The sequence below is a fragment of the Streptomyces sp. NPDC052299 genome, assembly GCF_040679335.1.
In the GTDB taxonomy this organism is placed as follows: Bacteria; Actinomycetota; Actinomycetes; order Streptomycetales; family Streptomycetaceae; genus Streptomyces.
The window spans coordinates 84,504-107,714 of record NZ_JBFAUP010000003.1 but is presented as its reverse complement, the minus strand read 5'-3'; the positions used below and the strand labels follow the sequence as shown (position 1 = coordinate 107,714).

Sequence of the window (23,211 nt, the reverse complement as noted above, 5' to 3'; positions counted from 1 at the left end):
GTGTTTCGAAAGTAGCGCCGTCCGCCCGTAGGGCGGGTCCGGCGGCGTCTGGTGCGTGCGATCGCAAGGCGGAGGGTCGCCCCGATACTGGTTGTATCGGGGTGATCCCGACAACGCGGCGAGCGTGCGCACCAGGCGTCGCCGGACAGGCGGGACTTTCGAAACACGCCCTGGGGCGGCCTCCGCCCTTGCTGTACTCCCTCCGGAAGAGATCCGGTCGGCATGGCCGACCGGGTATGAGGGCATATCCCTGACAGGCCGGCGCCCGGTCGCCAACCAGGTGGGCGCCGATGACAAGCGGGATGCTCCGCGACGGCCCGCCGTCGCACGCCAGCCTCTTCCGAGGGGGTACGTCCTTCCGTGGTGACCAGCACAAAGCGCCGCCTGCCCGACAGGCGCACCTACGTCCTCGACACCAGCGTCCTGCTGGCCGATCCGAACGCCATGGCCCGCTTCGACGAGCACGAGGTCGTGCTCCCCGTCGTCGTGGTCACGGAACTGGAGGCCAAACGGCACCATCCGGAGCTCGGCTACTTCGCGCGCCAGGCCCTGCGCCTGCTGGACGACTTCCGGATCCGTTACGGCCGGCTGGACGCGCCGATCCCCCTGGGGGATCTCGGCGGGACGCTCCGCGTCGAGCTCAACCACTCCGACCCCGGCGTCCTGCCCGCCGGCTACCGGCTGGGGGACAACGACTCCCGCATCCTGGCGGTCGCGCGCAATCTCCAGGCCGAGGGGTACGACGTCACGGTCGTCTCCAAGGACCTCCCGCTGCGCATCAAGGCGTCATCGGTCGGCCTCCTCGCCGAGGAGTACCGCGCGGAGCTGGCGATCACCGACTCCGGCTGGACGGGCATGGCCGAACTGTCGCTCGCCGCCGACCAGGTGGACCTGCTCTTCACCGAGGAGACGCTGTACGTCCCCGAGGCCGCCGAGCTGCCCGTGCACACCGGGCTGGTCCTCCAGTCCGAACGCGGCAAGGCGCTCGGCCGGGTCACGCCCGAGGGCAACGTGCGGCTCGTCCGCGGCGACCGGGAGGCGTTCGGCATCCACGGCCGCAGCGCCGAACAGCGCATCGCCCTGGACCTGCTGCTCGACCAGGAGGTGGGCATCGTCTCGCTGGGCGGCCGGGCCGGCACCGGCAAGTCGGCGCTGGCGCTCTGCGCGGGGCTCGAAGCGGTGCTGGAGCGCGGGCAGCACAAGAAGGTGATGGTCTTCCGCCCGCTGTACGCGGTGGGCGGGCAGGAGCTCGGCTATCTCCCCGGCAGCGAGGCCGAGAAGATGAGCCCCTGGGCGCAGGCCGTCTTCGACACCCTCTCGGCCGTCTCCGGGCGCGAGGTCATCGAGGAGGTGCTGGGGCGCGGCATGCTGGAGATCCTGCCGCTCACCCACATCCGGGGCCGTTCCCTGCACGACGCCTTCGTGATCGTGGACGAGGCCCAGTCGCTCGAACGGAACGTCCTGCTGACCGTGTTGTCCAGGATCGGCACGAATTCCCGGGTCGTGCTCACGCACGACGTGGCCCAGCGGGACAACCTCAGGGTCGGCCGTTACGACGGAGTGGTCGCCGTGGTCGAGAAGCTGAAGGGGCACCCGCTCTTCGCTCATGTGACGCTCACGCGTTCGGAGCGTTCCCGCATCGCCGCACTGGTGACCGAAATGCTGGAGGAAGGTCAGATCTGATACGGGTTGGGACGTTGACGCCGCCCGGCGGGCCAAGCAGCCTAGCCGGGCGGCGCTGTGTTGCGGCGCCTTTTCCGTAATTCAGGTCCGCCAAACGGGGTGTGACCTTTCACACGCAACGGAGAATTGCTTCCCGCGGGCCCGTTCCGGCAGAGTCTTGCTTCCGTCAGGCCCCGCATACGGCACACCGGCACCTCCAGAGGCGCCACGCACCACACAACTCAACAACCGCCGTCCGTATGCCGCCCGCGAGTACCACGCGGCGCTCCTCCAGGGGAGTCGCCCACCGGGCCCGTGCCTCCCGTGACCCAAGCAGTAGGGAGGCCAGTGTCAGGGGCACGATTGCGCCCGCGAGGTCACCTAAGCGGGCGATGCTGGAAGGACACCGTGTGAGCCGGATTTCGGTCCGGGGGTTCGCCGTGGCATCCGCCACCGCGGTCACCACCGTAGGCGCCGTCGTAGGCGTTGCATCGGGCAGCACCCCTGCTGCCGACGACAACAACTTCGAGGCGACCGCAGCCGACACCACGCTGCTCGCAGACATCCCCGCGGGCCAGCAGGCCCAGGTGCAGACCGCTTCGCTGACGCAGCAGGCCGACGCCCAGGCGTCCGCCGCCGACGCCGCCGCGAAGAAGTCCGCGGAAGAGACCGCCCGCGTCCAGGCCGCCAAGGACGCGAAGTCCAAGAAGCAGGCCGCCGAGGACCGGCTGGAGCGCGAGCGCCAGGCGGAGAAGGACCGGAAGGAGCGCGAGCGGGCCAGCCGCTCCGAGGTCCGCTCCACCGCGTCGTTCGCCGTGCAGAGCTCGTACACCGTGGCCGAGGTCCAGGCCATGGCGCGGCAGATCGTGCCGGCCGACCAGTTCCAGTGCTTCAGCAACATCGTGAACCACGAGTCGAGCTGGAACTACCGGGCGAGCAACCCGGGCTCGGGCGCCTACGGTCTCGTACAGGCCCTCCCCGGTTCCAAGATGGCTTCGGCCGGTGCCGACTGGATGACCAACCCGGCCACCCAGATCAAGTGGGGCCTCAGCTACATGAACGGCCGTTACGACAGCCCCTGCGGTGCCTGGTCCTTCTGGCAGGCCAACCACTGGTACTAGAAGCAGGGTTCACCAGCTCAACCTCGTGAAGCCCCTCGCCGTCCTTCGGTGGGGGGCTTCACGCGTGTACGGTCGTGCGGAACGCTCCCGGGGGAGCGGTGGGGTGAGCGGACGGGGGTAGAGGAAACGTCATGTCGAAACTGCCGGGGTGGCTCGGACAACTGGGTGCCGAGCTGAGCAGGCTGAGCGAGCGCCTTGACGAACGACGGGCCGAGACGGAGGCCGACGACCCCCTGCTCGGGGGCCCGTCCGGTCCGGTCGCCGCGGGGGCCGGGAAGGACGAACCGGCCCACGTCGACAAGGTGCCCGCTCCGCCCAGCTACGCGCCCACCGTGGCCGCGCGGCCCGATCCGGTCGCGGCGATCCCGTGGGGGATGCGGGTCGCGGCCGAGGCGGGCTGGCGGCTGCTGGTGCTGGCGGGGACCCTGTGGGTGCTGATGCGGGTCATCAGCGCCGTGCAACTGGTCGTGCTGGCCTTCGTCGCCGCGCTGCTCGTCACCGCGCTGCTCCAGCCGACCGTGGCCCGGCTGCGGCGCCACGGGCTGCCGAGAGGACTGGCGACGGCCGTCACCGCGATCTCCGGCTTCGTCATCATGGGCCTGGTCGGCTGGTTCGTGGTGTGGCAGGTCATGGACAACATCGACACCCTGTCCGACAAGGTGACGAAGGGGATCGACGACCTCAAGAACTGGCTCCTCGACAGCCCGTTCCATGTGACCGACAAACAGATCAACGACATCGCCAAGAACCTCAGCGACACCGTCGGCACCAACACCGAGGCGATCACCACCGCGGGCCTCCAGGGCGTCACCGTGGTCGTGGAGTTCATGACCGGCGCGCTGCTCGCGATGTTCTCGACGCTCTTCCTGCTCTACGACGGCGCGCGCATCTGGCAGTGGGTGCTCAAGCTGGTGCCCGCGCAGGCCAGGCCCGGTGTCGCCGGGGCCGGACCGCGCGCCTGGCGGACGCTGACCGCCTATGTGCGCGGCACGGTCATCGTGGCCCTGATCGACGCGATCTTCATCGGGCTCGGGATCTACTTCCTCAACGTGCCGATGGCGGTGCCGCTGGCCGTCTTCATCTTCCTGTTCGCCTTCATCCCGCTCGTCGGCGCGGTGGTCTCCGGGGCACTGGCGGTCGTCGTCGCCCTCGTCACGGAGGGCGTGTTCACCGCGCTGATGGTGCTGGCCGTGGTCCTCGCCGTGCAGCAGATCGAGGGCCATGTCCTCCAGCCGTTCATCCTCGGCCGGGCGGTGCGGGTGCACCCGCTGGCCGTGGTGCTCTCGGTCGCCGCGGGCGGCATGATCGCCGGGATCGGCGGTGCGGTGGTGGCGGTGCCGCTGGTCGCGGTGACCAACACGGTGGTCGGCTATCTGCGCAGTTACGGGCAGGAGGAGTCGCGCCGCCACTCGCCGCCACCGCACGGGGCGACCGCGCTGGACGCGGCGCCCGCCCGGGCCTCCGCCGGCCCGCCGGAGAGGTCGGAGAAGGGCGGCGACGAGTCGTCGCCGGACGCCTCGTAGCGCGTACGCACAGGAAGAAGGGCCCCTCGGACGGTCGGTCGTCCTCGGGGCCCTTCCCGTATTCAGGGTACGGCGACTACTCGGCCAGCACGGCCTCGGCGTCGAGGGTCACACCCACCGCCTGGATCACCGAGGCGATCTTGACGGCTTCCTGGATGGTCTCGCGGTCCACGCCGGCCTTGCGGAGCACCTGCTCGTGCGAGTCGAGGCACTGGCCGCAGCCGTTGATCGCGGAGACGGCGAGCGACCACAGCTCGAAGTCGACCTTCTCCACGCCCGGCTTGCCGATGACGTTCATCCGCAGACCCGCGCGCAGGTTCCCGTACTCGGGGTCCGAGAGCAGGTGGCGGGTGCGGTAGAAGACGTTGTTCATCGCCATGATGGCGGCGGCCGACTTCGCGGCGGTGTACGCCTCCGCGGAGAGGCTGGCCTTCGCCTCCGGCTCCAGCTCGCGCAGCACCTTCGGCGAGCGCGAGGCGATCGCGCAGGCCAGGACGGTGCCCCAGAGCTGCTGCTGGGGGAGCTCGCTGTTGCCGATGACCGAGCCGAGGTTCAGCTTCAGGTCCTTGGCGAAGTCCGGTATGGCGGACTTCAGTTCGTCGAGGGCCATGGTGGTATCAGCTCACTCGCCCGAGAGGAGCGCGACCGGGTCCAGGGTGTTCTCGCCCTTGCTCCAGTTGCACGGGCACAGCTCGTCGGTCTGCAGGGCGTCGAGGACCCGCAGGACCTCCTTGGGGTTACGGCCCACGGAACCGGCGGTCACCATCGTGAACTGGATCTCGTTGTTCTGGTCCACGATGAAGACGGCGCGCTGCGCGAAGCCGTCCTCGCCCTCGATGCCGAGGTCACGCATGAGCTCGTGCTTCGAGTCGGCCATCATCGGGAAGGGCAGGTCAGTGAGGTCCGGGTGGTCCTTGCGCCAGGCGTGGTGCACGAACTCGGAGTCGCCGGAGAAGCCGAGGATCTGGGCGTCACGGTCGGCGAACTCGTCGTTCAGCTTCCCGAAGGCGGCGATCTCGGTGGGGCACACGAAGGTGAAGTCCTTCGGCCACGCGAAGACGATCTTCCACTGACCCTCGTAGGTCTTGTGGTTGATCTGCTCGAACTCCTTGCCGCTCTCCAGCGACACGCAGGCGGTCAGGTCGAACTCGGGGAACTTGTCACCGACAGTGAGCACGCGCTCTCCTTGCAGCGTAGGTCCTCCCCTTTTGAGGGAGTTCCTGGGGGTTGGACGATCTCCACCTTGGCACAGAGTGCATTGATCGCGGAAATAGCTACACTCGGTCGTGATGATCGGAGGTACCTATCAGTGGTACAGAGCAATCCGGGCAACCGTCCCAAACAGCCCAGCCTCTCGCAGCTGCGCGCCTTCGTCGCCGTCGCCGAACATCTGCACTTCCGGGACGCGGCGGCCGCAATCGGGATGAGTCAGCCCGCGCTCTCCGGGGCCGTGTCCGCCCTGGAGGAGGCACTGGGTGCCCAGCTCATCGAGCGTACGACGCGCAAGGTGCTGCTCTCGCCCGCCGGGGAACGGCTCGCGGTGCGGGCACGGGTCGTGCTCGACGCCGTCGGCGAGCTGATGGAGGAGGCCGAGGCGGTCCGCGCGCCCTTCACGGGAGTGCTCAGGCTCGGCGTGATCCCCACCGTAGCCCCGTATCTGCTGCCGGACGTGCTGCGGCTGGTCCACGAGCGCTACCCGGCCCTCGACCTCCAGGTGCACGAGGAGCAGACCTCCTCGCTGATCGAGGGGCTGGGCACCGGACGGCTCGACCTGCTGCTGCTCGCCGTGCCCCTCGGTGTCCCCGGCGTCAGCGAGCTCCCGCTCTTCGACGAGGACTTCGTGCTCGTCATGGACCGCGGCCACCCGCTCGGCGGGCGCGCCGACATCCCCCGCGACGCCCTCCGGAAGCTCCCGCTGCTGCTCCTGGACGAGGGGCACTGCCTGCGCGACCAGGCCCTCGACATCTGCCGCGAGGCCGGCCGTACGGAGGGAGCGCCGGTCACCACGACCGCCGCCGGGCTCTCCACGCTGGTGCAGCTGGTGGCCGGCGGGCTCGGCGTGACACTGCTGCCGCGCACCGCGGTCACCGTCGAGACGGCCCGCAACGAGGCGCTGACCACGGGGTACTTCGCGGACCCGGCCCCGACGCGGCGGGTGGCGCTGGCGATGCGGACCGGGGCGGCGCGGCAGGAGGAGTTCGAGGAGCTGGCGGCGGCGCTGCGGGAGGCGCTGCGGCCGCTGCCGGTACGCGTGACGGAGGGCGGCGGGACCTGAAGTCCGGCCGCCCTCCGCGGCGTCACTCGCTGCGCAGCCCGTCCGGGCGCATCATGCGCCACAGCGGCGGCAGGGACAGCAGCGTGACCAGCAGGATGAGCGCCCCGCCCGCTCCGGCGAGAGGCAGGAACACCAGCCAGTCGTCGACCTCCTTCTCGACCATCCAGCACAGCACCGCGCCGAGCGAGAGGCCGCCGGCCACCGCGACCGCGAGCCCGATGACCACCGGGAGCGCGGTCTGCCAGAGCACCGACCAGGCGAGGGTGGCCCGCCGGGTGCCGAAGGCGACCAGCACCGAGAGCAGCCGCTTGCGTTCGCGCAGCTGCTCCAGCTGGGAGACCAGCATGGAGGCGGCGATCAGCAGCAGCGTGACCGTGGCGCCGACCTGGAGGCCGGTCTGGACGCTGGCGTACTGGCGGTCGCGTGAGACGGACGTCAGGGTGACCAGGCGCATGCCGGGGTCGATGCGGGCCGCGGTGTTGCGCACGTACTCGGCGGCGTCCGGGACGCTCTCGTCGATGCGGATCTGCGAGGCGGTGATCGCGCCCGGCAGGGTGGTCGCGTCGATCGCCCCGGGGGTCACCATGATCCCCCAGCGGTCCTCGCCGATCGGGTCCTTGCGGCTGACGACGGTCTTCGCGTCGGCGGGCAGCGTCCAGCGCAGCTTCCTGCCGCTTCCCGACTCGAACTCGACCTCCTTGCCCTTGCGGGCGGTCTTGTCCATCCAGCCGGCCATCTCCTTGTCGTTCCTGGGGTGCACGACGAAGGAATCGCCGTCCTCGCAGGAGTCGATGCGGGCGACCTCGCGCAGGGTCGCGCAGTCACCGACGTTCAGCGACGTGGTGGGCTGGATGTCGTCCTCGCCGTACTTCCCGGGCTTGCTGACGTACGCCTCGATCATGCCGATGACGGCGGTGACGCCCTTGGTGGCGCGGAACTCCTTGATGGTCTCCACGGCGGCGTTGCCGCCGACCTGCTGCGACACGGCGTAGAACTGGGCGCGGCTGGGGTCCTGTCCGGTGACCTTGTTGAAGTCGGCGTTCATCGAGGCGAACAGCATCTGCACGGCCACCGCGCCGGCCACCGCCACGGTGACGCCGCTGACCGCGCGGGAGGCGGTCCCGCTGCTCAGCTGGAGCCTGCGGGTGGCGAGCTGCCAGGGCACCGGGCCGCCGCGCAGCCGGTTCACGCACGCCTCGACCAGCCACGGCAGCAGCAGGGCGAGTCCGACGAGGACCAGGACCGCGCCGGTGACGATGACGTCCGGGTGGACGACCTCGTACTCACCGGACTGACCGTTGAGCGCGAGGACGCCGAGTCCGGCGAGCGGGAGCAGCAGCCGCCACCACAGGCGGCGCTTGCGGGCCCGGCTGTTGCGCACGACCCCGAGCGGTTCGATGACCACGGAGCGCATCGCGGACAGCGTGACCAGTACGGCGGTCAGCGGGACGGCGAACGCGATGAGCAGGCACAGCCGCGGGTCGGGGGCGAGGTCCGAGGGGAAGGCGCTGACGTCCCAGACCTCGATGTGGCTCACGAACTGCCGCCCCACCAGGAAGAGGGCGAGGCCGATGAGCACACCGAGCACGGAGCCGAACAGGGCCTCGCCCGCCGCGATCCGCCGGGTCGACCTGATGTCCGTACCGACCAGGCGCAGCGCGGCCAGCCGGCGGTCGCGGCGGTCGCCGCCGAAGCGCACGGCGGTGGCGATGAAGATGGCGACGGGTGCGAGCAGCACCACGCAGCCCATGACCACCAGCACGACGAGCAGCGGGGCGAGCGGCGGGGTCGGTTCGGGGTCGCCGTATCCGGTGACGCGGTGGCCGCCCGTGGCCGGGGTCAGGGTGTCGCTGCCGGCGTAGAACCACAGTTCGTTGGGCGACCGCAGGCCGTCCTCCGCGATGGTGCCGGTGATCCTGTACGGGTACCGCTCCTTGAGCAGGGCGTTGTCCGGGTCGTCCAGCAGGTCCTTCAGGGCGGGGGAGACGACCATCTCGCCGGCGCCGGGCATCGCGTCGATGCCCGGCGGGAGGACGGGGTGGCTGCCCTCCGCGCGCATCAGATAGCCGCTGATGCTGCGGTCGTGGTATTCGCTGTCCGCCCCGATCCGCAGGACCGAGGTGTCGGACTTCCTGCCCTGCGCGTCGGGGTTCTCGGAGATCTTCGTCTCGCTGCGGGCCGTGTCGCGGTCGTTGCGCGCGTCGAGCGCGTGCGGCACGGAGGCGGCGAGGAAGAGCAGCGTGACGCCGAGGCCGACGCCGATCGCGGTGAGCAGCGTGCGGGTCCAGCCCTCGCGCCCGCCGGCGGCGGCGAACCGGACGCCGAGGGCGAGGTCGCGCAGCCAGGGGGCGGTGCGGGAGGGGCGGGACGGCGGCTGCGCGGGGGCGGGGGCCGGGGGCCGCTTCTCGTCCAGGAGCGTCATACGGCGTGCTCCAGGTCGAGGGCCCGGCCGTCGCGCACGGTGATGTCGCGGTCGGAGTAGGCGGCGACGCGGGCCTCATGGGTCACCAGGACCACCGCGACGTTGGAGGAGCGGGCGGCGTCGGTGAGCAGCTGCATGACGCGCTCGCCGTTGAGGGAGTCCAGCGCGCCGGTCGGCTCGTCCGCGAAGATCACCTTCGGGGACGCGGCGAGGGCACGGGCCACGGCGACGCGCTGGCCCTGGCCGCCGGAGACCTCGCCGGGGCGCTTGGCGCCGATGTCCTCGACCTCCAGGCGCTCCATCCAGGAGCGGGCGGTGCGCTCCGCGTCCTTGCGGCGGGTGCCGGCCAGGCGGAGCGGCAGGGCGACGTTCTCCACGCAGGTGAGCTCGGGCACGAGCTGGCCGAACTGGAAGACGAACCCGAAGTCGCTGCGGCGCAGGGCGCTGCGCTCCGCGTCGGACATGGCGGACAGCTCGCGGCCGTCGTAGGTGATGGTGCCGGAGTCCGGGGTGATGATCCCGGCCAGGCAGTGCAGCAGCGTGGACTTGCCGGAGCCGGAGGGGCCCATCACGGCGACGACCTCGCCGGGGTGGACGGAGAACGAGGCGCCGTCGAGGGCGGGGGTCGAGCCGTAGGTCTTGTGCAGGTCGTGCGCGGAGAGCAGGGAGCCGGCGGGGGTCACGGGGCCACCACTTTCTGGAGCTGGCCGAGGCGGGCGGCGGTCAGTTCCAGCCAGCGCAGATCGGCTTCGAGATGGAACAGGGCGTGGTCGCAGATCAGCTGGTCGGCGAGGTCGCCCCGGCGTTTGCGGTCGGTGAGTATGCGCATCAGGCGCAGGTGCTCGGAGCGCTGGGCGTCCAGCACGTCGGCCGCGTCGCGGCCGGTGAGCATGGCCAGGACGACCTTGGTGTACAGGGTCGACTGGAGGTACGGCTCCGGCTTCTCGGGCTGCGCGAGCCAGGTGGCGACATCGGTGATGCCGGCGTCCGTGATCGCGTACCGCTTGCGCTCGGGGCCACCCCCGCTCTCCACGCCGTCGACCTCGACGAGGCCGTTCTTCAGCAGCCGGGACATGGTCGAGTAGACCTGCCCGTAGTGCAGGGGGCGGTCGTGCCCGAACTTCTCGTCGAACGTCCGCTTGAGGTCATAACCATGGCGGGGGCCGGACTCCAGGAGCCCGAGCAGGGTGTGGCCGATTGACATGCGAAGCACTCTACATGGTGTGTATACCTGCCGTGTATACGCGGGGGGTACACCCGAAAGGTGCACGTCAGAGGCCCGCCCCTCGCGGGACGGGCCTCTGACCTGTCACTCCTCGCCCGGTGGCTCCTCGGCGGCCTTCGGCGGGCGCCCCCGGCGGGGGATGGGGGCCGCGCCGCCCGGCAGCCGGCCCGCCTCGGCGAGCGCCCGGCGCAGCAGGAACTCGATCTGGGCGTTCGCGCTGCGCAGCTCGTCCGACGCCCAGCGGGCCAGTGCGTCGTGCACGGCGGGGTCCAGCCGCAGCAGCATCTGCTTGCGCTGCCGCGGCCGGGGGCGGGGCGATTCCCCCGGGCTCTCCTCGGTCACTGGTAGAGCGTGCCCGTGTTGAGGACCGGCTGGGCGGCGCGGTCACCGCACAGGACCACCATCAGATTGCTCACCATGGCCGCCTTCCGCTCCGAGTCCAGCTCCACGATGTCCTGCTCGGCGATCCGGGTCAGCGCCATCTCGACCATGCCGACCGCGCCCTCGACGATCTGCTGCCGGGCCGCGACGACCGCGCCCGCCTGCTGGCGCTGGAGCATCGCGGAGGCGATCTCGGGGGCGTACGCGAGGTGGCTGAAGCGCGACTCGATGATCCGCACGCCCGCCGCCTGCACCCGGGCGGTCAGCTCGACGGCCAGCTTCTCGGTGATCTCCTCGGCGTTGCCCCGCAGCGACAGGCCGCCCTCCTCGTGGGCGTCGTACGGGTACTCAAGGGCGATGTGCCGGACGGCGGACTCGGTCTGGGTGGCCACGAACTCCAGGAAGTCGTCCACCTCGAAGAGCGCCTGGGCGGTGTCCTCGACCTTCCACACGACGATCGCGGCGAGTTCGATCGGGTTGCCGTAGGCGTCGTTGACCTTGAGGACGGCGGTCTCGTGGTTGCGGACCCGGGTGGAGATCTTGCGGCTGGAGGTCAGCGGGTTCACCCAGCGCAGTCCGTCGGTGCGGATGGTGCCCACGTACCGGCCGAACAGCTGGATCACCCGGGCCTCGCCCGGTGCGACCATCTTCACACCGCCCATGCAGAAGAACGAGGCGATGGCGAGCAGGACGCCCAGGACGCAGAGCGGGATGCCCACGGCGTTGTTCCCGTTCGAGCCGATGACGCCCCCGGCGATGGCGAGCGCGATGCCGGCGATCACGCCGAGCACGGTCAGCAGCAGGCCGAGGCCGCCGGCGATGCTGTGCGCCCTCGTCTCCCGGACCTGCGGTTCCGGCATGTCCGGCGCGTCCGGGGCGAGCCCGGCGGGCGGCTGGGCGGCGGTGCTGGGGTCGTGCGGATCGATCATGGTGGCCCCCGTGGTGGTCGGCTAGCCGATCGCTAGCAATGTGATTACACATTAATGGTTCTCGCAACCTTGCGCACCCCTCAGGAGTCGGTTCCATCGGGGACGGGTGCTGATTCTCACGTCCGTAAAACCTCGGATCGTGGGCTTTTCGGCCTTGCCAACGGTGTTAGCTGGCAGGTCCGGACTGATTCGGCAGAGCAGAGCAGAGAAACGGGAGCGACCAAGCGATGGGTCGAGCGGAAGCGCGACGAGCCCAGCGGCAGGCTGCGAAGAGCGGCGGCATACGCAGGCTCTTCACCTGGCGCAAACTACTGGGCACCGCCCTCGGGGTGATCCTGCTGGGCATGGGCGCCTTCGCCGTGCTCTACATGCTCGTGGACGTGCCCGAGGGCAACCCCAAGATGGAGTTGCAGGCGAACGTCTACAAGTACGCCGACGGCAGCCTCCTCGCCAGGACCGGCGAGGTGAACCGCGAGATCGTGAGCCTCGCCGAAGTGCCCAAGGAGGTGCAGGACACCTTCGTCGCCGCCGAGAACAAGTCCTTCTACAAGGACCACGGCGTCGACTTCAAGGGCACCGCGCGCGGTCTGCTCAACACCCTGTCCGGCAAGGGCAAGCAGGGTGGCTCGACCATCACGCAGCAGTACGTCAAGAACTACTACCTGGACCAGGAGCAGACGGTCAGCCGGAAGCTCAAGGAGCTGGTCATCTCCCTGAAGCTGGACCAGAAGAAGTCCAAGAAGGAAATCCTCGCCGGGTACATCAACACCAGCTACTACGGACGCGGCGCCTGGGGCATCCAGGCCGCAGCGCAGGCGTACTACGGCGTGGACGCCAAGGACCTGAACGTCTCCCAGGGCGCCTACCTCGCCGCGCTGCTCCAGGCACCGAGCCAGTACGACTGGGCCGTCGCCGGTCCGAACGGCAAGCGGCTCGTCAAGGCGCGCTGGGCCTACACGCTGGACAACATGGTGGAGGAGGGCTGGCTCGACTCCGCCAAGCGCCAGAAGCAGACGTTCCCGGTGCCGCACGAACCCAAGCCGCTGAACGGAACGGCCGGCCAGAAGGGCTACATCGTCCAGGCGGCCCGCGAGGCCGTGATCAAGCAGGCGGGCATCACCGAGGACCAGTTCGACCTCGGCGGCTGGACGATCACCGTCAACATCGACAAGAAGAAGCAGGCGCAGCTGGAGAAGTCGGTCGAGGCCAAGCTGCTCGACAAGCTGGACACCAAGAAGCGCAAGCTCGACCAGGACATCCAGGCGGGCGCCGCCTCGGTCGACCCGAAGACCGGCGCGGTGGTCGCGCTGTACGGCGGACGCGGCCAGAGCGAGCACTGGATCTCGAACGCCGGGCGCAGGGACTACCAGCCCGCGTCCACCTTCAAGCCGGTCATCCTCGCCGCCGCCCTCGACAACGAGTCGAAGACGCAGGACGACGAGCGGATCACCGCGAACACCCGCTACGACGGCACCAGCAAGCGCCCGGTCGTCGGCGGCGACCGGTACTTCGCGCCGGAGAACGAGGACGACCAGAACTACGGGCAGATCACCGTCCAGACCGCGATGAACCAGTCCGTCAACTCCGTCTTCGCGCAGATGGGCGTGGACGTCGGCATGGACAAGGTGCTGGCGACCGCCGGTGAGCTCGGCATGAACGTGAAGGGGCTGGAGGCCGCGCCCGCGATGACCCTCGGCTCCATGGGCGCGAGCCCGCTGGAGATGGCCGGGGTCTACGCCACGCTCGACAACCACGGCAAGCAGGTCACCCCGCAGATCGTGAAGTCGGCCGTGCACCAGGGCGACGCCCCGCTCGACCTGCCCGACGCCATCGGCGACCAGGTGATCTCCCGCCAGGCGGCGGACTCGGTGACGTCCGTGCTGACCGGCGTGGTCGACGACGGTACGGCCCGCAAGTCGGTCCGCGACGCGGAAGGGCTTTCCGACAAGGACATCGCCGGCAAGACCGGTACCTCCGACGACAACAAGTCGGCCTGGTTCACCGGCTACACCTCCAACCTGGTCACTTCGGTCGGGCTGTTCGGCGAGGCCGCCTTCGACCGCACCGACGACGACGGGAAAACGATCAAGAAGAACGCGCAGGTGACCCTCCAGGGCGCCGGTGGCGGCGGACGCGTCAACGGTGGCGGCTTCCCGGCCGAGATCTGGGCCGACTACATGGGCCACTCCGTCGGCAAGGCCCGCGAGTTCGACCTCGACACGGACATGGGCGCCGCGGTCAGCCCGCCGCCCGCCTCCCACTCGCCGAGCCCGAGCACCTCGCCGTCCGAGAAGCCCGAGCCCTCCGACTCGCCGTCCGGCTCGGCGTCCTCCGAGCCCCCGCCGGCCAGCGAGTCCCCGCAGAGCTCCCCGCCCGCCTCGCCCTCGGGCGGCCCCACGAGCGAACCGCCCCCCAACCCGTCGACCGAACCGGGCCCGGACCCCTCGTCCTCCGTGGACCTCCCGGGCCTCCCGGGGGACAAGAAGCCCGGCCACAACGACGATCAGTGACCCGCTGACCCGCCGGACCCGGCGACGCGAACGGGCGGTGTACGAGGAGGAGCCTCGTACACCGCCCGCCGTCGTCTCCCGGGCCGGGCGCTACCCGCGCACCGGCATCTCGAACCAGACCACCTTGCCCGTCGACAGGCGCGTCGCGCCCCAGCGGCGGGCCAGGCGGTTGACCAGGAACAGGCCGCGCCCGTTCTCGTCCATGTCCTTGGCGCGGCGCTGCCGGGGCAGCTGCGGGGAGTCGTCGCCGACCTCGCAGCGCAGCGTCTCGGTGCGCAGCAGCCGCAGGGTGACCGGGCGCTCCGCGTACCGCACGGCGTTGGTGACCACCTCGCTGATCAGGAGCTCCACCGAGTCCGAGAGGTCGTCCAGGCCCCACCGGCTGAGCGCCCTGCGCGCCAGCCTGCGGGCCCGGCCGGGGGCGGAGTCGTCCGGGTCCAGGAACCAGTAGGCGACGTCGCTCGGCGCGATCCCGTCGAAGCGGGCGGCGAGCAGCGCGATGTCGTCGTCGCGGTCACCGGGGCCCAGCATGTCCAGCACGTCGTCGCACAGCGCCTCCAGCGGCGGCGAGTGGTCCGGGCCGGTCAGCCGGGCGGTCGCGGCGAGCCGTTCCCGCAGCATCTCGATGCCCGTCCACACGTCCCTCAGCCGCGACTCGACGAGCCCGTCGGTGTACAGCAGCAGGGTCGCGCCCGCCGGTGCGTCCAGCTCGACGGCCTCGAAGTCCACCCCGCCGACGCCGATCGGGGCGCCCGGGGGCACCCGCAGGACCTCGGCGCGGCCGCCCAGGTGGAGCAGGACGGGCGGCGGGTGGCCCGCGTTGGCGACGGTGATGCGGTGCGCGACGGGGTCGTACACCGCGTACAGGCAGGTTGCCATGCGGTCGCTGCCGAGGCGCTGCGCCTGCTCGTCCAGATGGTGCAGGACCTCCTGCGGGGGCAGGTCGAGCCCGGCCAGGGTCTGCGCGGTGGTCCGGAGCTGGCCCATGATCGCGGCGGAGGTCATGGAGTGGCCCATGACGTCCCCGACGACCAGGGCGACCCTGCTGCCGGGCAGCGGGATCGCGTCGTACCAGTCGCCGCCGACCCGGGCCGTCTCGGCGGCCGGGAGGTAGCGCGAGGCGAGTTTCACGCCGGTCGGCTGGGGGAGCGAGTCGGGCAGCATGGTGCGCTGGAGCTCGTCCGCGATGTACGCCTCGCGCCCGTAGAGCACGGCCTTGTCGATGCCGAGGGCGGTGTGCGTGGCCAGCTGGGCGGCGACCAGGAGGTCGTTGGCCTCGAAGGCCGGGCGCTCGGCGCCGCGCAGGAAGACCGCCGCCCCGATCACCCGCCGCCGGCCGCGCAGCGGGGCCAGGACCACCCGGTGGCCGGACGGCACCGAGCGGTCGGCGCCCAGCAGTTCGGGCAGCGCGACCCGGGCCGCCGCGGAGTCGCCGAAGACCGGCCGGACCCCGCGCAGCACCTCGGCGAGAGCGCTCCCGGGCCGGACCTCGCACAGCTCGGCGGCGGGCATCAGGTCGGCCTGCGGGTCGAGGGCGGGCAGCCGCAGCCGCTCCGTCTCCGACAGGCTCTCCGTCTCCTCGTCGGTCAGCCGCAGCCGGTCCGAGCGGCGCAGCCGCAGCACGAACGGGTTGACCGGCCGCTCGTCACCGACGGGCAGCGGGTCGCGGAGGTAGACGAGTATGGCGTCGGAGAACGTCGGCACGCTGGCCCGGCACAGCCCGAGCACGATCTCGTCCAGGTCGATGCCCCGGGCGATCCGCCGGGTCGCGGCCCCCACGAAGCGCAGCCGGTCGCCCTCGCGCCGCGTCGCCGCCTGGGGGTCGGGGGCCGCGCCCGCGGGGCCCTTGGCGGGTGCCGGGATCGCCGTGGCGGCAGCGGCGGCCGCCACGGCGGCGTCCCGCTGCCGCGGCCGGGTGCGTTCCTGCGGCCGGGCGGCGAGAGGCTGCCGGCCTTCGTGGGAGGTGGGATGCTCCGTCACGCGTGGGATTCCGTCCGTCCGGGCCGGTTGTATGAGGCAATCACCTTGTGGGGCGCTACTGTGCCCCGGCAGGAGCGGCGATAACAACGGCTGACATCGCCTTCCCCGTCGAACGGGGCCGAAACGCGATGTCCGATCAGGATGCCGGTGACAACGTTTCCATGGGGGCGGCAGCGTTCGGCGGGCACGTCTCCACCCCCTCGTAGTGGCTCATGCGATGCGGGCAACTCGTGCGACTCGTGACGCCGACGCGCCCCTCTGAGGGCGCGGTCCGCGCGACGAGCCGATGACTCGCGGTCAGGTGCTGCACCCCGCCTGCCGGTTGGGGCCTGGCCGCGCTCCTCGGGACGATCCTACGTTTGCCCCCCTGGGGTGCATCAAGGGTCTCACGACGGCATGGCGGAAGCCGTACGGTCCGAACCGTCCGGCCGGCGGTCCCAGTCGTCCGGGAGTTCGGGCACCCGCCAGGCCGGATCGGGTCGCCAGTCCTCCCAGCCGTCCCGGAACGGCGCCCCCCAGGAGCGGATCAGGCCGACCGCCGCGCGGCCCGCCGCGCGCACCCGGCGTGCCGTGTCCGGCGTGATCAGGCCCACCCGCTGAGCCTGCTCGAACTCGTCCTCGTCGCGCCAGAGCCAGCTGCGGTCCGGGTAGACGGAGATGTCCAGGAAGTGGTCCTCGGAGTCGACGCCCCCGGCCCACCTGGTGCGCGGCTCCTCCAGGTTCACGTACCAGCTGCGGAACTGCCAGCCGCGCTCCCAGAACAGCCAGACGGACCAGGGCTCGCCGGGCCTGGCCAGCTTCAGGACGCCGTTGCCCAGCCAGGGCGAACGGGCCGTCGTGCGCGGGGCGGTGTACCGGGTCGCGAGCGGTTCGGCGTGCACGTCGGTGCCGTCCGCCAGGACCGGCTTGACGCACTCGGTGCCGGGCGCCACCCACACCGCGAGCAGGTCCTCGGTGTCCTGGACGACCGTGACCGGGCGGCAGATGTGGAACGCGTGAGCGGCGGAATCCGGCCGTCCGGGGCCGTTGCCGCGGTAGCGCCACAGAATCTGGTCACCCGGCGCCCAGCGCTCGGTCCCTCCGGTACCCGTCATGGAGAGATCCTACGGAGCGCGCCGCCCCGGCGCGGCGGCGCCCGTCACGGCCGGGTCATGCGCAGCACGTCCAGGGCCTCGTCGAGCTGCTGTTCGGTCAGGTCTCCGCGCTCCACGTAGCCCGATTCGAGGACGACCTCACGGATCGTCCGGCGCTCCGCGAGCGACTTCTTGGCGACCTTGGCCGCTTCCTCGTAGCCGATGTACTTGTTCAGCGGGGTGACGACGGACGGCGAGGACTCGGCGTACTCCCTGGCCCGTTCGGCGTTCGCCGTGATGCCGTCCACCGTGCGGTCGGCGAGCAGCCGGGAGGCGTTGGTGAGCAGCCGTACGGACTCCAGCAGGTTCTTCCCGATGACCGGGAGCATGACGTTCAGCTCGAAGTTCCCGGCGGCGCCCGCGGCGGCGACCGTGGCGTCGTTCCCGGTCACCTGGGCGGCGACCATCAGGACCGCCTCGGGGATGACCGGGTTGACCTTGCCCGGCATGATCGAGGAGCCGGGCTGCAGGTCGGGCAGGGTGATCTCGGCGAGGCCGGTGCGCGGCCCGGACGCCATCCAGCGCAGGTCGTTGCAGATCTTGGTGAGCGAGACGCCGATGGTGCGCAGCTGGCCCGAGGTCTCCACCAGGCCGTCCCGGGCCCCCTGCGCCTCGAAGTGGTCGCGGGCCTCGGTGAGCGGAAGGCCGGTGACGCGGGCCACCTCGGCGATGACGGCGGCGGAGAAGCCGGGCGGGGTGTTGATGCCGGTGCCCACGGCCGTGCCGCCGAGGGGGAGTTCGGCGAGGCGGGGCAGCGAGGCGCGCAGCCGCTCGACGCCGTGGCGGATCTGGGCGGCGTACCCCCCGAACTCCTGGCCGAGGGTGACGGGCGTGGCGTCCATGAGGTGGGTGCGCCCGGACTTCACGACCGTCGCGAACTCCTCCGCCTTGCGCTCCAGGGCGGCGGCCAGGTGGTCCAGGGCGGGGATCAGGCCGGCGGTGACCGCGGCGGTGGCGGCGATGTGGATCGAGGAGGGGAACACGTCGTTGGAGGACTGCGAGGCGTTGACGTGGTCGTTGGGGTGGACCGGGCGGCCCAGGCGCTCGGTGGCGAGGGTGGCCAGGACCTCGTTGGTGTTCATGTTCGACGAGGTGCCCGAGCCGGTCTGGAAGACGTCGACCGGGAACTCCGCGTCCCAGCGTCCCTCCGCCACCTCGGCGGCCGCCTCCTGGATGGCCTCCGCGATGTCCGGGTCGAGGACCTTCAGCTCGGCGTTGACCTTGGCGGCGGCGGCCTTGATGCGGGCCAGGGCCTCGATGTGGGCCCGCTCCAGGCGCTGGCCGGAGACCGGGAAGTTCTCCACGGCCCGCTGGGTCTGGGCGCGCCACTTCGCGGCGGCGGGGACCCTGACCTCGCCCATCGAGTCGTGCTCGACGCGGTAGCCCCCTGCGGTTCCCTGATCCGTCATCGTTCAACCTCTCTGAAGTCACCCAAAAAGATGAGCACTTGTCTTGTTCGATGTATTCCCAAGTCGCCTACCGACCAGTAAATACCGGGGGTAACCACAACCCGGGGAGGCGCAATGAGGCGCACCAGGCACAGACTCCGCTGTACCGTCGCGGCCGCCGCGGCCATCGCGGCGGCGTTCGGCGGGATGACCGCCGCCGCCGGACCGGCAGCCGCTCAGCCCCGTACCACCAGTACCGCATCCACCCCCCTGCCGCCCGAACTGGAGGCCATCCGCGCCGCGGAGGCCACCCGGCTGTACGGCGACCCGGCCGAGCGCCCGCTCGCCGAGCGCAGGACGGGGCTCATCTCGCTCGGCGACAGCGAGATCTCCGGCGAGGGCGTCGGCACGTACGAGGCGGGCACCAACGGCCCCGACAACTGGTGCCACCGCTCGCCCGACGCCGCCATCCACCGTACGGCGATCCCCGCCGACGTCACGTACAACGTCTCGTGCTCCGGCGCGTACACCGGAAACATCGTCATCGGCGGCTCCAGGCAGTACGCCGACGAGCTGGTGCAGAGCGACAACCTGGCCATCAAGGCGCGCAACACCCGCATCAAGATGATCGTGCTCGTCGCGGGCGCCAACGACGACCTCCAGTTCGGGCCGGTCATGACGGACTGCGTCACGCGCTGGGTCCTCTCCCAGGGCACCTGCGAGCCCAAGTACGCCCCCGGCTGGCAGGCCCGCGTGGACGGGCTGGTCCCCAAGGTCGAGAAGACCGTGCGCGACCTGCGCACCGTGATGACCGGAGCCGGTTACGCGGACAGCGACTACAAGCTCGTGGTCATGGGCTACCCGAGCCCCATCGGACCGGACTTCGCCGACAACCCGGACTTCCCCGGCAAGCTTCCCGGCGGCTGCGCCGGATACGACTCCGACGCCGCCTGGGGCCGCAACACCGCCGTTCCCGCATTCGAGCGCGGGATGCGCAGGGCGGCGGCCGACACCGGCGCGGTCTACCTCGACAACTCGCGGCTCTTCCACGGCCACGAGGTGTGCAGCGAGTCCACCTGGGCGCGCGGCCTCTACATCGACCTGTCGCACTTCCCGCCGGACTCCAACTCGGTGCGCCAGTCCTTCCACCCCAACGCGGCCGGGCACGGCGCCTTCGCCTCCTGCCTGACCCAGATCTACAACTCCGGCCTGCGCGAGGCGAGCTGCGCCGACCCGGCGAGCACCGGGCAGCCCGTGCTCCAGCCGGTCGCCTGGGACGACGTCTTCGGGCCGCTGCGCGGCGAGGCGGCCTCGACCTGCCTGGACGCCCCCGCGTCCGTCACCCGCAACGGCACCGGGGTCACCGGCTGGGAGTGCCACGGCGGCCGCAACCAGGGCTGGTGGTACGACTCCGGCACGCGGACCCTGCGCACCGAGCTGAGCCACGACCGCTGCCTGGACGTCCCCGGCGCCGACTACAAGGCCGGTGCCCCGCTCATCCTCTACAACTGCTCGGGCGCCGCCAACCAGCGCTTCGTGCGCCAGTCGGGCACCCTCCGCCCGGCCGCGGCCACGGGCCTGTGCGCGACCCTGGCGGGCGCACACGACCCGCTGACGCTGCAACCCTGCGACGGCACCGCGAAGCAGCGCTTCGCGTAACCCCCAGCGGGCACGGGTACGGGGAGAGGCCGCGCGGCCCTTCCCCGTACCCCCTTACGCGGACGTCACGAACGCCGTCAGGATCGACGCCAGATGGCCCGGGTCGCGCGCCCCGCACAGCTCACGGGCCGAGTGCATCGAGAGGCCCGGGACCCCCACGTCGACCGTCGGCACACCCAGCCGGGCCGCCGTGAGCGGACCGATCGACGTGCCGCACGGCATCGCGTTGTTGGAGACGAACGGCTGCCACGGCGCGCCCGACCGCTCGCAGGCCGACGCGAACAGGGCGATCCCGGTCGAGTCGGTGGCGTACCGCTGGTTGACGTTGACCTTGACCGTCGGGCCGCCGTTGGGGAGCGGCTGGTGGCCCGGGTCGTGGCGCTCCGCGTAGTTCGGGTGCACCGCGTGCGCCATGTCGGCGGACACGCAGTACGCCCCGGCCAGCGCCCGCGCCCAGTCCTCGCCGCTGCCGCCCCGGGCCGACACCGAACGGCTCAGCACCCGCTCCAGCATCGGGCTCTGCGCCCCCGTGTCCGAGCCGCTGCCGACCTCCTCGTGGTCGAAGGCCGCGAGCACCGGGATGTACGCGGGCGGCTCGGCGGCCGTCGCCGCGGCGGTCAGCGCGGTCACCCCCGCGTGCACCGACACCAGGTTGTCCAGCCGCGACGACACCAGGAACTCCCGCTCCGCGCCCAGATAGCCGGGTGCCTGCACGTCGTGCAGCATCAGGTCCCAGCCCAGCACCTCGTCCGGCTCCGCCTCGGCCGCCGCCGCGACCCGGCGCAGCAGCGCCCCCTCGTCGGCCGGGCCGAGCGACCAGACCGGCGCGATGTGGCGCTGCCGGTCCAGGGCAAGCCCGTCGTTGACCGTGCGGTCCAGGTGGATCGCCAGCTGCGGGACCCTCAGCAGCGGCTCGTCGATCTGCACCAGCCGGGACTCGGTCCCGCCACCCGGTGCGCGCAGCGCGAGCCGTCCGGAGATGCCCAGGTCGCGGTCGAGCCAGGTGTTGAGGGGAACCCCGCCGTAGATCTCCACCGCGACCTGCCGCCAGCCCGCCGAACTCGTGTCGGGCGTCGGCTTGATCCGCAGGTTCGGCGAGTCGGTGTGCGTGCCGATGATCCGGAACGGGGTGTGGGCGGGCAGCGACCCGGGAACGTACCAGGCGATCAGCGCGCCCCCGTTGACGACGAAGGCGCCGCCCGTGGTGCCCGTCCAGTCGTCGGTTCCGCGCAGTTCACGAAAGCCCGCCTTCTCCAGCCGCTGGGCCGCGCTCGCCACGGCGTGGTACGGGGAGGGGCTGGCGGCGATGAAGGTGAGCAGGTCGTCGGCATGGCTGCGGTGGGGGACCGGCGTCATGCGGTGTCCGCCTTTCCGGAGTGGTGAGGGTGGCGCTGCCGCCCGGCGGTGCGGAGTTCTCCGGCAACGCCGGACAACCCACCGCATTCGTGTGGTGCCCCGCAAGCCCGGCGGGCGACCCGGTGCGCGAAAGCGGCGGTGCGCCGCGGGGCGCCGCGGAGGCCGGACGGGCGCCCGGGGCCCCGCTCCGGTCCGTGCCGAGTCCCCGCGGGTCCGGCCGGCACCGTCGGGCGGGCGCCGCAGAGGTCGCGCGAGATTGGCTGATTTCCGATGTACGTGTAGGGGCCCGGTTTCACCCCGGGCGCCGCCCCGTCACGGCGCCGACGCGGCCGTCCGCGCCCGCCGCGATACCGCGGTGCGCACCAGGAACACCACCGCGACGGCGAGGGCCGCGCCGTGCGACCAGCCGACGACCGCGAGCGGGCTGAAGTGTTCGAGGGCCGTCGCCACGGCGATCATCCCGGCCCCGAAGCCCAGGTTCTCCACCGTCGCGGACAGCCCGAAGGCGTGCGCCCGGGGCCCGGCCGGCAGGGTCTGGAGGTGCGAGGTGTACGAGACCTCGGTCAGGCCGTCCGCCGCGCCCGCGACCAGCGCGATCACGGCCGTGGCCGCCGCCGGGAACCCGGCGAACGCCAGGATGAACGCCGCCGACATCACGCAGGTCCCGTAGCCGAAGCCCGCCGCGCCCACGGACCGGCCGGTGCGGCGCGCGTACCGCTGGATCACCTGCTGCGCCACGATGTTCCCGACGGCCCACAGGCACCAGAACGCGCTGACGAACAGCGCCGGGTGCGCGTCGTCCAGCGCGGCGGAGTGCACGGGCAGCGCCGCGTTGTGCGAGGAGGAGCCGAGCGCGTCCACCCCGCGCAGCCCCACCATCAGCCCGAGACCGGGCACCGCGGCCAGCGCGGCGAACGCGACCGGGCTCCGCCGCCGGGGCCCGTCCTCCTCGGCGGGCACCGCATCGGCGCGCCCCTTCCCGCCGCCCACGACCGGCAGCAGCGCCACCGTCAGCGCGCAGACGGCGAAGGTGCCCAGGTCCACCACGAACGCGGCGGTGTACCCCACCAGCGACACGACCACACCCGCCGAGGCGAAGCCCGCCACCATCGCCAGCGAACGCCCCGTCACGGTCAACGAGTTCGCCCAGGACCGCCGCTCCTCGCCCACCATCTCCGGCACGGAGCTGCGCAGGGCCACCATGAACAGCGTCCCGCAGGCCCCGACGACCACGGAGACGGCGAACAGGGCGGGCGTACGCAGGCCGTCCGGCGCGAGAATCAGCGGGATCATCACGGCGCCCTGCGCGACATTCGTCCAGAGCATCACGCTCTTCGCCGAGCACCGCGCGAGCAGCCCGCCCGCGATCAGCCCGGCGAGGAATCCGGCACCCAGCCGCAGGGCCATGAACAGCCCCATCGCGAGCGCCCGCCCCGTCGTTTCGTAGACGAAGAGATTGAGCGCCACCATATTGAGGAACGTGCCGTACGAAGAGACGGCGTATCCGGCCACCAGAAAACGGAACACGCGCTCACCGCGCGGACCGTTGGCTGCTCGGGCCCCTTCCCGCCCGTGGGCGCCAAAACCGGTAATCCGCACCCTTTGAACCCTCCCCAGCTGAAGCGGGGGATTCCTGGCCTGGCCCAG

At 71.6% G+C, this 23,211-nt stretch carries 18 protein-coding genes; 6 read left to right on the top strand and 12 right to left on the bottom strand.

The features are described 5' to 3' along the window. Positions 1-360: 360 nt before the first annotated feature. The 3 genes from AB0L33_RS06005 (at position 361) to AB0L33_RS05995 (ending at position 4,306) form a co-directional block, all read left to right on the top strand. On the top strand, positions 361-1,683 hold the full coding sequence (locus AB0L33_RS06005; protein WP_365678099.1) for a PhoH family protein: 1,323 nt from the start codon (positions 361-363) through the stop codon (positions 1,681-1,683). Between the two features lie 389 nt (positions 1,684-2,072). Beyond that, positions 2,073-2,783: a transglycosylase SLT domain-containing protein gene (locus AB0L33_RS06000; RefSeq protein WP_365678097.1), complete on the top strand. Its 711-nt coding sequence runs from the start codon at positions 2,073-2,075 to the stop codon at positions 2,781-2,783. Between the two features lie 131 nt (positions 2,784-2,914). Beyond that, a complete protein-coding gene (locus AB0L33_RS05995; protein ID WP_365678095.1) occupies positions 2,915-4,306 on the top strand; it encodes an AI-2E family transporter in 1,392 nt (463 codons plus the stop codon). Between the two features lie 76 nt (positions 4,307-4,382). Here AB0L33_RS05995 and AB0L33_RS05990 read toward each other — a convergent pair whose 3' ends face one another. Then, entirely contained in the window at positions 4,383-4,916 is a 534-nt protein-coding gene (locus AB0L33_RS05990) for an alkyl hydroperoxide reductase (RefSeq protein WP_365678093.1), read from the bottom strand. 12 nt (positions 4,917-4,928) lie between these two features. Further along, positions 4,929-5,483 (bottom strand): peroxiredoxin, encoded by a 555-nt coding sequence (locus AB0L33_RS05985; RefSeq protein ID WP_365678091.1) that lies wholly within the window; start codon positions 5,481-5,483, stop codon positions 4,929-4,931. A 132-nt stretch (positions 5,484-5,615) separates the two neighbouring features. Here AB0L33_RS05985 and AB0L33_RS05980 point away from each other — a divergent pair, with 132 nt between their 5' ends. After that, positions 5,616-6,581, top strand: coding sequence for a hydrogen peroxide-inducible genes activator (locus AB0L33_RS05980; RefSeq protein ID WP_365678089.1), 966 nt, complete (start codon positions 5,616-5,618; stop codon positions 6,579-6,581). Between the two features lie 22 nt (positions 6,582-6,603). Here the strand turns inward: AB0L33_RS05980 and AB0L33_RS05975 are convergent, their stop codons facing one another. From AB0L33_RS05975 to AB0L33_RS05955, 5 genes are all read right to left on the bottom strand, one after another. Continuing rightward, complete coding sequence (locus AB0L33_RS05975) at positions 6,604-9,003, bottom strand: FtsX-like permease family protein (RefSeq protein ID WP_365678088.1); 2,400 nt, start codon at positions 9,001-9,003, stop codon at positions 6,604-6,606. Continuing rightward, a complete protein-coding gene (locus AB0L33_RS05970) occupies positions 9,000-9,686 on the bottom strand; it encodes an ABC transporter ATP-binding protein (protein ID WP_365678086.1) in 687 nt (228 codons plus the stop codon). Before AB0L33_RS05970 ends, AB0L33_RS05975 begins: the two co-directional genes overlap by 4 nt. After that, entirely contained in the window at positions 9,683-10,207 is a 525-nt protein-coding gene (locus tag AB0L33_RS05965; protein WP_365678084.1) for a PadR family transcriptional regulator, read from the bottom strand. The genes AB0L33_RS05970 and AB0L33_RS05965 overlap by 4 nt, the downstream gene beginning before the upstream one ends. A gap of 105 nt (positions 10,208-10,312) precedes the next feature. Continuing rightward, positions 10,313-10,570 carry a hypothetical protein gene (locus AB0L33_RS05960; RefSeq protein ID WP_365678082.1) on the bottom strand — a complete coding sequence of 86 codons (258 nt, stop codon included), beginning with the start codon at positions 10,568-10,570 and terminating at the stop codon, positions 10,313-10,315. Next, complete coding sequence (locus tag AB0L33_RS05955; RefSeq protein WP_365678080.1) at positions 10,567-11,538, bottom strand: SPFH domain-containing protein; 972 nt, start codon at positions 11,536-11,538, stop codon at positions 10,567-10,569. Before AB0L33_RS05955 ends, AB0L33_RS05960 begins: the two co-directional genes overlap by 4 nt. A gap of 227 nt (positions 11,539-11,765) precedes the next feature. Between AB0L33_RS05955 and AB0L33_RS05950 the strand changes: the two genes are divergently transcribed. After that, a complete protein-coding gene (locus AB0L33_RS05950; RefSeq protein ID WP_365678078.1) occupies positions 11,766-14,048 on the top strand; it encodes a transglycosylase domain-containing protein in 2,283 nt (760 codons plus the stop codon). 90 nt (positions 14,049-14,138) lie between these two features. Here AB0L33_RS05950 and AB0L33_RS05945 read toward each other — a convergent pair whose 3' ends face one another. The 3 genes from AB0L33_RS05945 to AB0L33_RS05935 form a co-directional block, all read right to left on the bottom strand. Continuing rightward, complete coding sequence (locus AB0L33_RS05945) at positions 14,139-16,028, bottom strand: ATP-binding SpoIIE family protein phosphatase (RefSeq protein ID WP_365678076.1); 1,890 nt, start codon at positions 16,026-16,028, stop codon at positions 14,139-14,141. A 386-nt stretch (positions 16,029-16,414) separates the two neighbouring features. Further along, complete coding sequence (locus AB0L33_RS05940) at positions 16,415-17,122, bottom strand: DUF402 domain-containing protein (protein WP_365678074.1); 708 nt, start codon at positions 17,120-17,122, stop codon at positions 16,415-16,417. Between the two features lie 44 nt (positions 17,123-17,166). After that, positions 17,167-18,570: a class II fumarate hydratase gene (locus tag AB0L33_RS05935; protein ID WP_365678072.1), complete on the bottom strand. Its 1,404-nt coding sequence runs from the start codon at positions 18,568-18,570 to the stop codon at positions 17,167-17,169. Between the two features lie 114 nt (positions 18,571-18,684). Between AB0L33_RS05935 and AB0L33_RS05930 the strand changes: the two genes are divergently transcribed. Further along, positions 18,685-20,208, top strand: a complete 1,524-nt coding sequence (locus AB0L33_RS05930) for a ricin-type beta-trefoil lectin domain protein (protein ID WP_365678070.1) — start codon at positions 18,685-18,687, stop codon at positions 20,206-20,208. Positions 20,209-20,262: 54 nt separating this feature from the next. Here the strand turns inward: AB0L33_RS05930 and AB0L33_RS05925 are convergent, their stop codons facing one another. Next, a complete protein-coding gene (locus tag AB0L33_RS05925) occupies positions 20,263-21,564 on the bottom strand; it encodes a M18 family aminopeptidase (protein ID WP_365678068.1) in 1,302 nt (433 codons plus the stop codon). A gap of 312 nt (positions 21,565-21,876) precedes the next feature. Next, positions 21,877-23,076 (bottom strand): MFS transporter, encoded by a 1,200-nt coding sequence (locus AB0L33_RS05920; protein WP_365678657.1) that lies wholly within the window; start codon positions 23,074-23,076, stop codon positions 21,877-21,879. Positions 23,077-23,211: the final 135 nt, after the last annotated feature.